General features: G+C 40.8%; 15 protein-coding genes. 3 read left to right on the top strand and 12 right to left on the bottom strand.

Going from position 1 to position 14,283, the window contains the following annotated elements; translation table 11 throughout:
• Window positions 1-277 precede the first annotated feature (277 nt).
• Entirely contained in the window at window positions 278-916 is a 639-nt protein-coding gene (locus CK503_RS00290) for an RNA polymerase sigma factor (protein ID WP_095604785.1), read from the top strand.
• A 12-nt stretch (window positions 917-928) separates the two neighbouring features.
• On the opposite strand, the gene queG is transcribed toward CK503_RS00290, so the two are convergent.
• From queG to CK503_RS00265, 5 genes are all read right to left on the bottom strand, one after another.
• Window positions 929-1,879 carry a tRNA epoxyqueuosine(34) reductase QueG gene (gene queG / locus CK503_RS00285; protein WP_095604784.1) on the bottom strand — a complete coding sequence of 317 codons (951 nt, stop codon included), beginning with the start codon at window positions 1,877-1,879 and terminating at the stop codon, window positions 929-931.
• 68 nt (window positions 1,880-1,947) lie between these two features.
• On the bottom strand, window positions 1,948-2,631 hold the full coding sequence (gene ftsE / locus CK503_RS00280; protein WP_095604783.1) for a cell division ATP-binding protein FtsE: 684 nt from the start codon (window positions 2,629-2,631) through the stop codon (window positions 1,948-1,950).
• The gene (locus CK503_RS00275; RefSeq protein WP_095604782.1) at window positions 2,613-3,407 is read right to left on the bottom strand and encodes a class I SAM-dependent DNA methyltransferase; all 795 of its coding nucleotides are present in this window, start codon (window positions 3,405-3,407) and stop codon (window positions 2,613-2,615) included. Before CK503_RS00275 ends, ftsE begins: the two co-directional genes overlap by 19 nt.
• Window positions 3,404-4,408 (bottom strand): 4-hydroxythreonine-4-phosphate dehydrogenase PdxA, encoded by a 1,005-nt coding sequence (pdxA, locus tag CK503_RS00270; protein ID WP_095604781.1) that lies wholly within the window; start codon window positions 4,406-4,408, stop codon window positions 3,404-3,406. Before pdxA ends, CK503_RS00275 begins: the two co-directional genes overlap by 4 nt.
• 17 nt (window positions 4,409-4,425) lie before the next feature.
• Entirely contained in the window at window positions 4,426-5,838 is a 1,413-nt protein-coding gene (locus CK503_RS00265; RefSeq protein ID WP_095604780.1) for a GWxTD domain-containing protein, read from the bottom strand.
• A 158-nt stretch (window positions 5,839-5,996) separates the two neighbouring features.
• On the opposite strand from CK503_RS00265, the gene CK503_RS00260 reads away from it, so the two are divergent.
• Window positions 5,997-7,631, top strand: a complete 1,635-nt coding sequence (locus tag CK503_RS00260; RefSeq protein ID WP_095604779.1) for an acyl-CoA carboxylase subunit beta — start codon at window positions 5,997-5,999, stop codon at window positions 7,629-7,631.
• A 65-nt stretch (window positions 7,632-7,696) separates the two neighbouring features.
• Here the strand turns inward: CK503_RS00260 and CK503_RS00255 are convergent, their stop codons facing one another.
• Entirely contained in the window at window positions 7,697-8,923 is a 1,227-nt protein-coding gene (locus CK503_RS00255; protein ID WP_095604778.1) for an ABC transporter permease, read from the bottom strand.
• A gap of 109 nt (window positions 8,924-9,032) precedes the next feature.
• Window positions 9,033-10,565: a lysine--tRNA ligase gene (gene lysS / locus CK503_RS00250; protein ID WP_095604777.1), complete on the bottom strand. Its 1,533-nt coding sequence runs from the start codon at window positions 10,563-10,565 to the stop codon at window positions 9,033-9,035.
• A gap of 375 nt (window positions 10,566-10,940) precedes the next feature.
• Between lysS and CK503_RS00245 the strand changes: the two genes are divergently transcribed.
• Window positions 10,941-11,195, top strand: coding sequence for a hypothetical protein (locus CK503_RS00245; RefSeq protein ID WP_095604776.1), 255 nt, complete (start codon window positions 10,941-10,943; stop codon window positions 11,193-11,195).
• Between the two features lie 95 nt (window positions 11,196-11,290).
• On the opposite strand, the gene CK503_RS00240 is transcribed toward CK503_RS00245, so the two are convergent.
• The 5 genes from CK503_RS00240 to CK503_RS00220 all read right to left on the bottom strand — a co-directional run bounded on the left by CK503_RS00240 (window position 11,291) and on the right by CK503_RS00220 (window position 14,267).
• Window positions 11,291-11,650, bottom strand: a complete 360-nt coding sequence (locus CK503_RS00240) for a hypothetical protein (RefSeq protein WP_095604775.1) — start codon at window positions 11,648-11,650, stop codon at window positions 11,291-11,293.
• Between the two features lie 65 nt (window positions 11,651-11,715).
• Entirely contained in the window at window positions 11,716-12,420 is a 705-nt protein-coding gene (locus tag CK503_RS00235; RefSeq protein ID WP_095604774.1) for a ribonuclease H-like domain-containing protein, read from the bottom strand.
• 95 nt (window positions 12,421-12,515) lie between these two features.
• Window positions 12,516-12,929 (bottom strand): hypothetical protein, encoded by a 414-nt coding sequence (locus CK503_RS00230; protein ID WP_095604773.1) that lies wholly within the window; start codon window positions 12,927-12,929, stop codon window positions 12,516-12,518.
• A 379-nt stretch (window positions 12,930-13,308) separates the two neighbouring features.
• On the bottom strand, window positions 13,309-13,725 hold the full coding sequence (locus CK503_RS00225; RefSeq protein WP_095604772.1) for a hypothetical protein: 417 nt from the start codon (window positions 13,723-13,725) through the stop codon (window positions 13,309-13,311).
• A gap of 317 nt (window positions 13,726-14,042) precedes the next feature.
• On the bottom strand, window positions 14,043-14,267 hold the full coding sequence (locus CK503_RS00220) for a hypothetical protein (protein WP_095604771.1): 225 nt from the start codon (window positions 14,265-14,267) through the stop codon (window positions 14,043-14,045).
• Window positions 14,268-14,283: the final 16 nt, after the last annotated feature.

Here is a 14,283-nt window from a genome sequence, read left to right as displayed (position 1 = left end):
ATTAATAATTTAATCCCAGCGAATCTTAAGCCAACGAGCACTAATCCCAAGGCACTCCTTTATATCCGGTAACTGTTAAGTTGCATTTTGTATTAGCATCATTAGCAAATGATGAAGGTATGTGAATTGATCTATTTATATGACCGTTGAGAGAAGCAAACCTTACAATTTTTCTTAAGATGTTTTAAAGCCTTTATATTAAATGGGAATAAAGTGACACTTTTACTAAGTTTGAACCGAAATTAAACAAGTAATAATTTTCCTGTCTTAAGTGGGAATGTCTGATTCAAACGCAACGAATTCACAAACATCCGATTCGACTCGAGAAAATGCATCCGAAAGCAGTCTTGAGGACGATGTACTTGTCAAAAAGGCCAAAGGGGGAGATGAAAAAGCCTACAAGAAGCTCGTTGACAAATATGAACGGGCACTCTATTTCCACATCCTAAAGATGGTAAAAGATCGTGAACAGGTCGAAGATCTGGTACAAGAGGCGTTTGTAAAGGCCTTTGATAACCTAAACACCTATAGTACCAATTACGCTTTTTCAACGTGGTTATACCGTATTGCTACCAACAATACCATCGATTATCTGCGTAAGAAGAAGTTAAAAACGCTTTCTATTGATAAACCGAAGAAAACCAGAGATGGAGAGATGCAGATGCAGCTGCCCGACGATTCGGCCAGCACAGATCGGGATATCATCAAAAAGCAGCGCAAGGAGATTGTACAAAATGCTATTGAGAAACTGCCCGAAAAATATCGGAAGGTAATTCAATTACGGCATATGGAGGAGAAGAGCTATAAAGAAATATCTGATATCCTTGATAAGCCATTGGGCACCGTAAAGGCGCATATCTTTAGAGCCCGGGAGCTGCTTTACAAAGCTCTTAAAGATAAAAGAGGTCGGTTTTAAGTAAAGGTCGGGCTAATCTCTTTTATTGAGGTTTTCTGCTGCTGCCGCTACATTATCTTTGTATTTCTCAAATTTTGCACGTCTGATAGCACTTCCTTCAAAAAGGGCATCGTATTGGGGAATGTCCAGTTCTTCCCAATAGTTGATATCATGGTCCAATATTTTCTTCCGTGGAAACAGGTCTTCCATCTCACCGTATGGGGCGTCACGGTTCCAGGGACAAACGTTCTGACAGATATCGCAGCCAAACATCCATCCTTCGAGGTCATCACGATATTCTTCAGGAATTTCGTCTTTTAGTTCGATGGTTAGATAAGAGATGCACTTCGTGGCATCTACCCTGTAAGGCTCGTAGATGGCGTTTGTGGGGCAGGCATCGATACAGCGAGTGCAACTACCGCAATGGTCGGTTACCGGCGTATCATAGTTGAATTCAGCGTCTACGATCATTTCCCCAATAAAAAAGAAAGAGCCGATATTCTTGTTTAGGATGTTCGAGTTTTTCCCCATCCAACCAAGCCCTGACTTTACTGCCCAGGCCTTATCTAAAACAGGGGCTGAATCAACAAATACGCGTCCTTCTAACCCGCCCAATAATTCTTTTGTTTGCGCAAAAAGTTTCTTCAACTTTTTCTTATATACTTTGTGATAATCACGTCCCTGGGCATATTTGGCAATTTTAGGGGTACCATCTTGTTCCATTTGGCGTTCGTGATCGGGATGGAAATAACTGCCAATAACAGAAACAACTGATTTTGATCCCGGGACCAGCTTAGTGGGATCCACTCTTTTTTCAAAGTGGTTTTCCATCCAGCCCATTGTTCCGTTCCGGTCTTGATTTAGCCATTCTCTCAGCCGACGTTCTTCCTTTTCGAGTCGACCGGCTTTGGCAAATCCGCAGGCGTTAAAACCTAATCGAAGGGCATATTCCCGTACTTTTTGCGTACGCTCACGAATGTTCATTTCAGCAAAAGTTTGATCTGATTGATTAGGTGTAAAATAAGAGATTTACCAAGAAATGACGACCATTGTTAGAGCTCATCCATTGCTATATCCCCGATCTTTCCGTTCTCCAGTTTTAATGTACGATAGGGATATTGTTTAACGGTATCATAATCATGAGTTACCATAAGTACGGCCATACCGCGATTATTGATCTGTTTGAGAAGCTCCATGATAGATGCCGAAGCTTCAGGATCAAGATTGCCGGTCGGCTCGTCAGCCAGCATAATACGAGGCTCATTGGCTAAAGCCCGGGCAATTACTACACGTTGTTTTTCACCGCCCGAAAGATCATTGGGCATATTTTTTCGTTTGTGACTTAATCCCACCATTCCCAACACTTCAACTACTCGCTGCTTGATATAACTTTTCTTTTCTCCGGTTACCTGTAGAGAAAAAGCCACATTGTCGTATACCGATCGGTCGGGCAGAAGCTGAAAATCCTGAAATACTATACCAAGTCTGCGCCGGAGATACGGTACTTTTTTATCGGGAAGGGATGTTATATCCAAATCGGCTACCTGAACACGGCCGGAATCGGGCAGCAGGTCTCGATATATTAGTCGCAGAAATGAGCTTTTACCGGCTCCGGTTTGACCTATTAGGTAGGCAAACTCACCGTTTTCAAGTGTGAAGTCAATATTGTCGAGCACCGGCCGGTGGTCGAATGATACCGTAACGTTCGAAAATTTTATTACTGATTGCTGGGACATTGTAATACCATTGTGATTCGTAAACTGTGGTCATCGGCCTCCTCAAAGTCGAAACCGCTGTATTTTGCTCGTATGTTATACGTTGTTTGATCGATAATATCAAGCATTTGTTGCAGAGTATAAATTCGCTGCTGATGGACTTCGCTGAATTCCTGCACAACTGTTTCCTGATCGTCGGCCAGTTTTTCTATGCGGAATGTATTTTCATGAAGCTGATTATCGGCATCATAACTGCTTTTTCGAAAATAACGATAATTATCTTCGGTGTATCCCTCTTCATTGTTTAGATAGTCAATAGCTTGTATAGAATTCTTTGGGGTAGTAAAATCAAAGATAAGAAGACCACCGGGTCGCAGCACTGATTTTGTCTCGTTTAAAAACGTGAGTACCTCATCGGCATTTTGCAGATAGTTGACACTGTCAAAAACGCTAAATGCGGCATCAAAAGTACGATCGAGCTGCAGATCAAGAAAATCCATAACCTCAAACTTCACGTTGCACAGCATATCCTTATTTTTTTGACGAGCTTTATGGATCATCTGCGATGATTTATCGGTTCCCACAACATTGTAGCACTCCAGCTCATCCAAGAATAGTGAAACAGAACCCGTACCGCAGGCCAGCTCCAGAATATCAACGGGGTTGAGATGGTGTTCGAGCATGATGGCATCGATAAAATCCGCCCACAGCTCGTAATCAACATCCTCCATAACGGCATCATAAATATCGGCCAGCTTGGAGTATTGCGGATGTTGTCCGGTGTTATTGGTGTTCATCCCTTTGCCATCTGTTTACTTCGATGTTCAATGAGTTCTGAAGCAAGTCTAAAAGCTTCGATGAATGATGACGGGGTTGCCTTATTTTGGCCGGCAATATCGAAGGCTGTGCCGTGATCGGGAGAGGTACGAATAATCGGAAGTCCGGCCGTGAAGTTAACACCACCGCCAAAAGAAAGGGTTTTAAAGGGGATCAGCCCCTGGTCGTGATACATAGCAACAATGCCATCGTATTGTTCATATTTCCTATTTCCGAAAAATCCATCAGCGGGATGAGGGCCCGAAACCGATAATCCTTTAGATCGCGAATCTTCAATAGCCGGGGTAATAATGTCTATTTCCTCGGTGCCGATGATACCGCCGTCGCCGGCATGTGGATTTAGTCCGAGCACAGCAATATTGGGCGACGAAAGATTGAAATCATTTTGCAAAGCATTGTGCATGACTCGGATATATTTTTTAATCGAGTTGGTTGAGAGGGCAGGGGCAATATCGGAAACAGGGATATGCCCGGTCACAAGTCCAACGCGTAAACCTTTGTGTACCAACATCATCATGTAATCAGAAGTGTTGGTTTTCTCAGCCAGGAATTCGGTATGTCCGGGGATGTGGTATCCTGCTAAGTTTACGGCCTCTTTTGATATCGGGGCCGTGACAAGAGCATCGGCTTGTTGCGATTTGCATAAGGAGATTCCCTTTTCAACTGCCAACATAGCACATTTCCCGGATCCTTTAGAAAAATCGCCGGGGTTAACTGAAGGGGTTTCTTCAGTATAGGTTTCTAAGAGATTAATTTGTTGTTTGGCAACATCATCAATGGATTGGGCATAATGGTAATCCAGCGATTCGGATAGATTACTGAGCCACCAATCCAATACTTCTTTTGAGCTTAGAATAACGGGCGTTATACCTTCCAAAGGGAGTTCAAGCAGTGACTTTATAACTACTTCCGGTCCGATCCCATTTACGTCTCCAATGCTTATAGCGATACGTTTCTGCATTGTAATAATTTAAGAACTTATCTTGATTGATTGGATACCAGTTTGAAATCCCCAAAGCCTGTTGTTGCTTTGAAAATAAATCGTCTGTCTGGGTAGGTCCATATTTCGGTTGTAGCTCCTTCTTTGGGAAATTTGCGGTTAATATCTTTTGGTTTACCATATTTTATATACACTTCACCTCGGTCACTGTTATAGCCGATTGTGTTTTCGGTAGAGTAATTCTCATAGGTATAATCGATGCGTTGATAATATTCGGCCATTAATTCATTAAACTGAGTATCCGGGGTAGGATCACGCTCTTTCCAGAATGAGCGAAATTTTTCCTCCCGTTCTGCAGTGGTACCGCGGTTAATTCTTTTAATGGTTTCCTTATCGACAATAAATCGAAGCATTTCTATAGCCGTATCCAGATTTAACAAACTGGTAGGCATATCTTTCCATTTGGAACGAAAGTTGTCTCGGGCTACAATATCCCCCGAACTATTTTTTACGGTTATTTGATACAATGAATTTTCAAATTCGCTATTTGGGATATCGATAACAGCGTAAGTGTATCCATTATTTGTATCGCTGAGGTTCAGGTAGGGTTTTCCTTCTGTATATAGCAACTGAGGGTGGACATCTGTTTTGATGTTTTTTTCTGTCAACGTTTCAGTAAATACATTGCTTTTTTGGGTGGTATCTTCTTGTAAAGTGCCAAGTTTAGTTATATCCAGAGTGTAAGATTCTTCCTCCTGATACTGCGGCAAATAGGCTATGGCGAAAAAATCCTTAGTATACTCAACAGTATTTCCCGTCGTATTTAGGATGAACCGGGAAGATTCGGATTGTTTCGCAAGTGTTGGACTAACAAGGATATTTCCCGTCTTTTTTTCTCTGAAAGATTTAATGTTGATCTTTTGCGTCCGTGAAATCCGGCTATCAGTCTGGGCGCCTCGCTTCATTTGCAACACATAGTTATATGATCCTGGATTAAGATCCACTTTGATATAACCGCTTAAAAACTGATCATCGGACTGACTACTTTCATAATCTTTTGCATAGGCGGTATCGGCCCAGGAAGCACGTCCTGCGGGCTCAAGTCCCTCAAGGGAAATATTTTCTTTTTTCTTTTTGTCAAAATTTGTTTTATCTGCTTTAAAAACTTCCAGCATTAAATCCATAGTGCTGAAATATTTATTGCGGGAAGAACGGTCTTGGCTTTTCTTAAAAGGCAACGAACTATAGGGCACATGGAAGGTGACGACAAATTGTACGGCCTCGCCATCATTTGCTGGCAGTATTAGGTTGTCGAATGATGTCTGCTGTTGTTGCTGACGCATAACCAGATCTTGATAGCTGATATTACGCTGCCCATAAAGTTCAGTAGCTGATATTATTGAGAGAGTAATAGCGAACAGAATCGTCAGATACTTTTTTGAAGTTTTCACAAGCTGATAAATTTTTATGGGTTTTAAATATCAAGGAAAATAAACTAAAGAACTTTTGGTGGAATAGATAGAAACAATACTTTCGAGATTGCTAATTTTCGTTATTTTTGAAACGCTTCAATGAATCCAACTATTATCCAAAATAATAAATCACGTCTATGAGTTCCCAAGATTCAGCTGGTACGTCTCAACAGGATTTAAAATCACTTATTCAAGAGATCAATGAAACCGAAAAGGAGATTAAAAAGGGAGGTGGAGAAAAGCGAATTGAAAAACAGCATAATAAAGGAAAGCTCACCGCTCGTGAGCGTATCTACATGCTTATCGATGACGATACACGCCTTTATGAGTTGGGGTTATGGGCCGGCTATGAGATGTACGAGGATGAGGGCGGATGTCCTTCCGGCGGAGTTGTAACAGGCATTGGAACCGTATCCGGACGTGATTGTGTAATTGTAGCCAACGATGCGACGGTAAAAGCGGGAGCCTGGTTTCCCATCACCGCAAAAAAGAATTTACGAGCCCAGGAAATAGCGCTCGAAAATAATCTGCCTATTCTCTATTTGGTAGATTCCGCCGGGGTCTACCTGCCCATGCAGGACGAAATTTTTCCCGACAAGGAACACTTTGGACGCATTTTTCGGAATAATGCCCGGCTAAGTGCCGAAGGTATCCCGCAGATCGCGGCTATTATGGGTAGCTGTGTGGCCGGTGGGGCCTATCTTCCTATCATGAGCGATGAAGCCCTTATTGTTGATGGTACGGGCAGTGTCTTTTTAGCGGGGAGCTATCTGGTGAAAGCGGCTATTGGCGAAGAAGTCGATAATGAGACCTTGGGCGGTGCAACCACTCATACCGAGATAAGCGGAGTAACGGATTATAAGATGGAGGACGATGAAGAATGCCTTTCTACCGTGCGCGATCTTGTTGATAAGCTGGGTCCGTTTGATAAAGCTGGATTTAACCGAAAAGATCCTGTTAAACCGTCTCGCGATGTGACTGAAATCTTTGACGTTTTTCCGGATGATCGTACCAAGCCGTATGATATGAATAAGGTTCTGGAATGTATTGTGGATGAGGATTCATTTACTGAATTCAAAAAAGGATATGGACAGACATTAATTACCGGTTTTGCTCGCGTGGATGGCTGGAGCGTGGGTATTGTGGCAAATCAGCGCAAAGTAACGCGCACCAAACAGGGAGAAATGCAGGTGGGCGGTGTTATCTATTCTGATTCCGCTGATAAAGCAGCCCGGTTTATTATGAATTGCAATCAAAAGAAAATACCTATTGTCTTTTTGCAGGATGTTTCCGGATTTATGATTGGCAAACGGGCAGAACATGGCGGAATCATTAAAGACGGTGCCAAAATGGTAAATGCCGTATCCAACAGTACCGTACCTAAAATTACTATTGTTGTCGGTAACAGTTATGGGGCTGGCAACTATGCCATGTGTGGACGTGCTTACGATCCGCGGTTTATGTATGCATGGCCGTCGGCGCAGATTGCAGTGATGGGAGGGACACAAGCCGCTAAGGTGCTAACCCAAATTCGAGTCTCAACGCTTGAGAAGAAAGGGAAGGAGATTACCGAAGAGGAGCAGCAGGAGATCATGAAAGAGATCAGCGAACGCTATGAGGAACAGACCGACGTTCGTTATGCGGCCGCTCGTTTGTGGGTTGATGGCATTATTAATCCTATTGATACGCGTGACCGTATTTCACATGCTATAAAATGTGCAGATCATAACCCGGATATCGAAGAGTTTAAAACGGGTGTAATGCAGGTGTAAGAAAGCAGTATAAATTTCTATACAAGTAATCTCATTCCGCTGCTCTGCTGCGGAATTAATAAAACTCACCGACCGTAAGCAATTACTTTAAGCGGATCGGTTTTGGATGCAATACGGGCCGGAAGCCAAGAGGCAAGGGCACAGAGAAAGAGTGTGACACCGGTAACCAATACGAAGTCGAGCATGTGAGGCTCAACAGGAGCATAAGCCATATAATAATTTTGTTCGGAAAGCGGAATAATGTGATAGGTGGACTGCAGCCAGGCAAAGGTCAGAGAAAGGAAAATTCCGATTATCAAGCCAACTACAGCTACGAATAATCCCTCGAGCAAAAAGATACCTCGAATACTTTTATCACTGGCGCCAATGGTTTTGAGGATGCCGATATCGCGCGTTCTTTCGAGCACCATCATCAATACCGTACCGATCAGGTTAAAAGCAGCTACAATAATCATCACTGCTATCACAAAGGGAATGGTCTGCTCCTGCAGATCTACCCAGGCAAAGATATTGCTGTAACGCTCATAAATTGTTTCTGCGAAGTAGGGATAACTGAGTTCGCTATCCAGCTTTTCACCAAAGGATTCTATTTGTGAATGATCTTTGAGTGTAATTTCTATTGCAGAGGCTTCTTCAGATGATTTTAGAAAAAACTTTTGAACATGAGGTCGGGCCGCTAAGGCCAGAACATCATCAAATTGACCTATACCTGTCTGATAAATACCAGAGAGCCGGAACTGCTCAATTTCTGGCGAACTCAACGGGGAAGGAAGCCCATCAACAGTGTAAGCGGTGAGGGTTGAGTTTATATCCACATTAAGGGTTTGGGCTAACTTTGAGCCAACAATTATTCCCGGTCGACCAGTGCTATCGGTACTCAAATCGTAGGTACCCCTTGTTATATAATTCCCGATATCCGTTACGTCTCCTTGTTCGTCTACACCTTTTAGAAGGGTGCCTGTAACGTCATCAGCTCCCTGAATCATGGTTTGACCATTGATGACAGCTTGCGCTTTACCAATTTCCGGATAGGTGTCAATTTCTTTTAAAAGGGTATCAGCTCTATTTATTGTTCCACCACTAAAAGTACTGACGGTGACGTGGGGAGCAAAACCCAGAACTTTGTTGTCGATAACGGATTTAAAACCGTGAACCACCGATAATGCAATTAGAAGCCCGGCGGAACCAACCGCTACACCGGTAATAGCCATTACTTTTATGAAGGATAGAAAACGGGATCCTTTCCGTTTACCCTTGAAATATCGTTTGGCTAAATACCACTCGAAGTTCATGGCGATAAATTAAATATTGTCACCTCGAACGTTAGTGAAAGATCTCTTAATAATATAAAACGAAAACAAAGATTTCTCACTGCGTTCGAAATGACTTTTATAGGGTTGTTTACTTTTCAGGTTTCATCTGTGGGAAGAACAGGACGTCCCGAATAGAGTCAGAGTCTGTCATAATCATGGCCAAACGGTCGATGCCGATGCCAAGTCCTGCCGTAGGAGGCATACCATACTCAAGCGCCTGCAGGAAGTCTTCATCGATAGCCATTGCTTCTTCATCACCTTCGGCACGCAGTCGCGCCTGCTCTTCGAAACGCTTACGCTGATCTACCGGATCATTAAGCTCGGAGAATGCATTGGCAATTTCCTTACCGTTACAGATGCATTCAAACCGTTCAACGAGCCCTTCTTTTTCGCGATGCTTCTTGGCAAGAGGACTCATTTCAATGGGATAGTCCGTGATGAAAGTAGGCTGAATAAGTTTTGGTTCGACATATTCGCCGAAGATTTCATCAATAATCTTACCTTTTCCGAAGCTGTCCTCCAAATCGATATCCAGTTCTTTTGCAATTGATTTTAGTTCATCTAAGTCTTTATCATATAAGTCTTTACCTGTTTCATCTTCAATAGCTTCAAACATGGGGGTTCGAGGCCAGGGGGCAGAAAAGTCGATCTCATTATCGCCAACTGTAACAGTTGCAGAGCCGTGGAGCGCTTTTGCCACCGATTCAACCATATTTTCTACAAACTCCATCATCCAGTTGTAATCCTTATAGGCTACGTAGAGCTCTACCTGGGTGAATTCAGGATTGTGGAACCGGGAAAGTCCCTCATTACGGAAGTCTTTCGAAAACTCATAGACACCATCATATCCGCCTACAATGAGTCGCTTTAGATATAACTCATTGGCAATACGAAGATAGAGCTTCATATCCAGCGCATTGTGGTGCGTTACAAAAGGCTCTGCAGAAGCGCCGCCATAAATAGGTTGTAGGATAGGCGTTTCAACCTCCATATACCCTTTGTCATTCATATAGTCGCGCATCGCCTGAACCATATCTGTTCTTTGCTGAAATACATCGCGTACTTCAGGATTTACAATCAAATCAAGATAACGCTGGCGATAGCGCTGTTCTTTGTCGGTAAAAGCGTCATACACTTTTGTTTCGCCGTCTTCTTCCACTTCTTTGGGTAGTGGAATAGGGCGAAGGGTTTTACTAAGCAGTGTAAATTCCTTGGCATAGACCGTGGTTTCGCCAGTGCCGGTTTTAAACACATGACCTTTGATACCAACGATGTCTCCTATATCGGTAAGTCGTTTGAATACTTCATTATATTCTTCCTTGCCAACATCATTCTTACGGATGTATACCTGTATTTCCCCTTCTGAGTCTTGTAAATTGAAGAAGGTAGATCCTCCCATGATGCGTCGCGTCATTACACGACCGGCAATTGCAACTTTCTCAACGTCTTCTTCATCCTGATCGTCCTGTTTAATGAGCTCGGGTCGATCTAAAATCTGTTTACTCTTATGGGTTACTTCAAAATCATAAGGATAGGGGTCGTAACCCATCTCCCGGAGTTCCTGTAATTTTTCCAAACGTATTTCGTGTTGTTCGCTTACTGAGGACTCAGTATTGCTCATGAGAAAGTCGTGTTTGTTTCTTTTTACTATGGTTTATTAAGTCGCTAAAAATAAAGAATTCATGACAAAAGTGTGATTTTTTTCTCAACTCTAACTAATCCTTTTACAAGAGTATCTGTTTAAAGAATTTAATAGTCTGCTGAATAAGGGATATGCTTTTTTTATTTAATATGTTTTGTAAAAGAAAAAATGTCCCTCCTATAGCTTCCTTTGGCCTGTTTTTCACAATTCAGTAAATTTACATTAAGATTCCTTTATATAGTGGTATTTTTTTTGTGTATTTATTAAAGTAATGTTTCCAAGTCTTAAGAGATGAAGTTGACTTCAAGGAGATCTTGATTGAGAGTAATATATTTTTAAAATATCGGAGAAGATATGAATAAGCGGTTATTTCATTCGCTAACTCAACAGTTGAAATATGAGGTTTTTTTCGTAACCGATGTTGGTGAACCCTATCATGATTCACCAAATGAATTAAAAGTCTTTGAATTTAGCTATAAGGGACAACAATGCAAGTTGGTTCTCAACGGTTCAATTGAGTTAAAAACACAACAAACCAATCAAGAGATAGAGTCGTACCAAGAATTGCTACAAGGACTTATGCGATCTGCCAGAAAGTCCACACCATGAGGTATTAACTTTTCCTGCCAAACTGTGGAAGGAGTGGTAATGGGTGCAAGGGGGGGCTTTGATGGTTTGATTAATTTACTCTGCAGCAGTGAATTCTAATTTACTGTAATCTCCGACTTAATTAATTCAATATTGGGGTTTGAATCAGCGCCATTAGCTCCTGTTTCCAGCTTTAATTCTATGTGAGCAGTACCTTTAAACCCATTTTTGGATTGATATTTATAGACAGCCTCCCTTGAATTACGAACTATCCTACTCATTTTGTAATGGTCAGGTTGCTTTGTTATGGTGACCAACTCTTCATCGCCCGAAATATCAGTTTGATATTCAAAAACTTCGGAACTTTTTATAGATACCTTTTTTATTTCCTTACTGATGTGTGGGTCAGTTGTATTATTGCAACTAAATAAGAAAAGGAGAACAATTGGAATGGAGAGTAAATTAAATATTTTCATATTAAATTCTCATTTTATGAGGTTTGTTTAAAAATACCACGAACCAGCAATTGGTCTTGAACAGTTTACTCAAGCCAATGTGTGAATTTTGATCTTGGCCACGGGTTATCCATCCATGAGGTATCGGGCAACGGCAATTTTGAAGCTTGCTCAACTGTTAGCCATCCTGAGGGGAGTTCGAAGTAGGACTGTTTTCCTCTTTGGGTTATCCAACTAATACGGTCGTTCTGCTCACTTGTCTCTGCAATATCTAAGGTTAATCGACAATCTTGAGCTACATATTCAAGCACTTTCTGATATTCTTTTTCTTTCCAGAGGGTTGGTGCTACTGCACCATCGATATCAGCAGGTTTACTAAGACCAATTGCTTTGGCTGCAGCATTTAATGATATGGGAAAGCCTTTACCACAAAAGAAATGATACATCATATCTACATGCTGTAGTGCAAGTTTACGGCAAGCAGAGAAATGCCCGGATTCTTCGGCTAAGATATCAAAGTCGAACCCGAGTCCATTATGTGTAATGATGGTATATCCCGAATCAACTTTTTGCTGAATATATTTAATGAGAGAAACCAAATCCTGCTCTGACATCTGTGGAGCGGGGAACCCGTCTGGTGTTTCTGAATAGAAAACTTCAGGTTCATTTTTCTCGGTACACCAAATTGCAGCACAAGTAATTCCCAGCGGCCTGAAACTATTTAGGTCGCTCACATTTTCGGGCAGTACCTTGGCTGTTTCTATATCAAATGCTAAGTATTTGTGGCTCATAACTTTGTTAATCTAACAATTTTAAATATAGTGCTGAAGCAATCTATTGATTTATTAGGTCTTGGATAGCATTCAATTTATCTTTCTTAATAAAGCTATGAATTTTCTTTTTTTTCATTTTCTACAAAAGTAAACTCCATTAAATTTGCAAAGAGACTGCCTTGGGTCATACTCGTAATTTGATTCAGCTCAATTTCATCGGGATGGTTCATATCATTCACAAATATGGGACGGTGGAGGAGTATCTTCTGTTTATTCGCTTCGAAATCGGATATTTCCATAATCTGAAGCGTTTTAACAATGTGGAAACAATAGGGCATCAAAACTACACATAGTACTCCAACGGCTACAAAGGTTGGTGAGATTGATATGCTTCCAGAACTAATAATATGCCCTAATGCTTTAATTAGAAATACGGCAGAAACTGCTCCAAAAATTATTATCAAAAATACAATGAGAATAAAACCATGAATTAAAAAGGTATTTGAAAGTTCTTCTCCGGTATTCATAATTCTTCCTTTTTAAAACTGTTCAACACCTTGTGATTAAGTTGAATCTATAGATGAAATATTAACTAATATGTGACAGGTTGACAAGAAAGGGAGGCAATGGCTTTTCACTATAGGCCTTTTAACAGTTATTGGGAGTTTTTTTTTATATACTTTCCAAACTCGATTTTTGAAAACACAGTGTATTTGCCTCCATAGTCTTCAAAACATCATCCCAAGCTTTTTCAAATTATTCTGTTGTAGCTGATAAATGGCTGGATGGAAGTTCTATATAAACTATTAATTCGTGCTTATTTTTGTGACTTAGTATTATGATTGTAGGTATGAACGTACCTATTTTGCTTTATCGAAGGGGGGCGGTTTCATGGGCTACAAGCAACTATTTAGGAAGCTTGAATACATTTTTAAGATTAATTGTAAATGAACTCCCAATCTCAGTTGCTTCCTCTCGATCTTCTGCCTCAATAATTCCTTTAATAGCTATATCTTCTCCTTCATATTGTATAATTAGATGGGAATCAAAGTCTACAAGAGAATCCTTGGCAACGGTGTACTCGTATTCAAATGATTTTTCCCAGGGAGTTTTAATAGTTTCTATAACCATTTCCTTGTCGAGGTTTTTATATATCACGGTAGCCGGCTGGTTGTAGTTAGGGGAGTTTCCGTATTCAATAATTTTATAGGTTAATGTACCTTGATTGGATATTTTCCTTGGGTTGTTATCGGTGGGGCTATCACTGCAACCAACTATGATGAGAGAAAGAATGAGTATCAGAGCTTGTCGTATCAAATTCATTATATCAATTCAATTTGATGAGTTAATCTATATTGGGTTTTCTGTAATCGGATGTATCTCATAATGCTTCTTTAATCTCATTTTACTATATGTAATAAAGAATAACAACATTGAAGAGAGGAAGGAATAGATTTTTGTTTATCTACTAATGTGATGAAAATCTTTACAACTTTGAACTTTTAATTCCTATTTGTTTTAGGACTCTTCTCCTCGATATCTCTTTAATACATTCTGTATGCTGGGAGTCCAGTACTGGTCGTAACCGAACAATAACAGATATTGATTCTTGATCGGAATTTAGTAGTAGTATACTTCCATTAATTATTCGTGCTAAATTCCTGAATCTTCTGACGCCAAAAGCTATTGGCTTCATCCTTTTGAACTCCTAAAACTTGACGCATAGCATTGTAAATACCTTCATCATTAGATGTTTGTTTAAGAAAATTTTCAACTGCTTGAGTCCCACCTTTTTCCTCAGCTGCTTTAATCAATACAGCACTACTGACGTAATATGTTTGAGATGAAATTCTTTGTCCGGTCACAACTTTATTTAACGAC

Source organism: Fodinibius salipaludis (assembly GCF_002287075.1).
Classification (GTDB): Bacteria; Bacteroidota; Rhodothermia; order Balneolales; family Balneolaceae; genus Fodinibius; species Fodinibius salipaludis.
Note: the sequence above shows the minus strand (reverse complement) of the source record. Positions and strands in the feature narration are given on the sequence as shown.

Excerpts from the sequence above, each read along its gene's own strand:
- CK503_RS00230 (WP_095604773.1), bottom strand. The coding sequence starts at position 12,929 with ATGAATACCGGAGAAGAACTTTCAAATACCTTTTTAATTCATGGTTTT.
- CK503_RS00240 (WP_095604775.1), bottom strand. The coding sequence starts at position 11,650 with ATGAAAATATTTAATTTACTCTCCATTCCAATTGTTCTCCTTTTCTTA.
- CK503_RS00275 (WP_095604782.1), bottom strand. The coding sequence starts at position 3,407 with ATGAACACCAATAACACCGGACAACATCCGCAATACTCCAAGCTGGCC.
- lysS (WP_095604777.1), bottom strand. The coding sequence starts at position 10,565 with ATGAGCAATACTGAGTCCTCAGTAAGCGAACAACACGAAATACGTTTG.
- ftsE (WP_095604783.1), bottom strand. The coding sequence starts at position 2,631 with ATGTCCCAGCAATCAGTAATAAAATTTTCGAACGTTACGGTATCATTC.
- CK503_RS00260 (WP_095604779.1), top strand. The coding sequence starts at position 5,997 with ATGAGTTCCCAAGATTCAGCTGGTACGTCTCAACAGGATTTAAAATCA.
- CK503_RS00235 (WP_095604774.1), bottom strand. The coding sequence starts at position 12,420 with ATGAGCCACAAATACTTAGCATTTGATATAGAAACAGCCAAGGTACTG.
- queG (WP_095604784.1), bottom strand. The coding sequence starts at position 1,879 with ATGAACATTCGTGAGCGTACGCAAAAAGTACGGGAATATGCCCTTCGA.
- CK503_RS00225 (WP_095604772.1), bottom strand. The coding sequence starts at position 13,725 with ATGAATTTGATACGACAAGCTCTGATACTCATTCTTTCTCTCATCATA.
- CK503_RS00255 (WP_095604778.1), bottom strand. The coding sequence starts at position 8,923 with ATGAACTTCGAGTGGTATTTAGCCAAACGATATTTCAAGGGTAAACGG.
- CK503_RS00290 (WP_095604785.1), top strand. The coding sequence starts at position 278 with ATGTCTGATTCAAACGCAACGAATTCACAAACATCCGATTCGACTCGA.
- CK503_RS00245 (WP_095604776.1), top strand. The coding sequence starts at position 10,941 with ATGAATAAGCGGTTATTTCATTCGCTAACTCAACAGTTGAAATATGAG.
- pdxA (WP_095604781.1), bottom strand. The coding sequence starts at position 4,408 with ATGCAGAAACGTATCGCTATAAGCATTGGAGACGTAAATGGGATCGGA.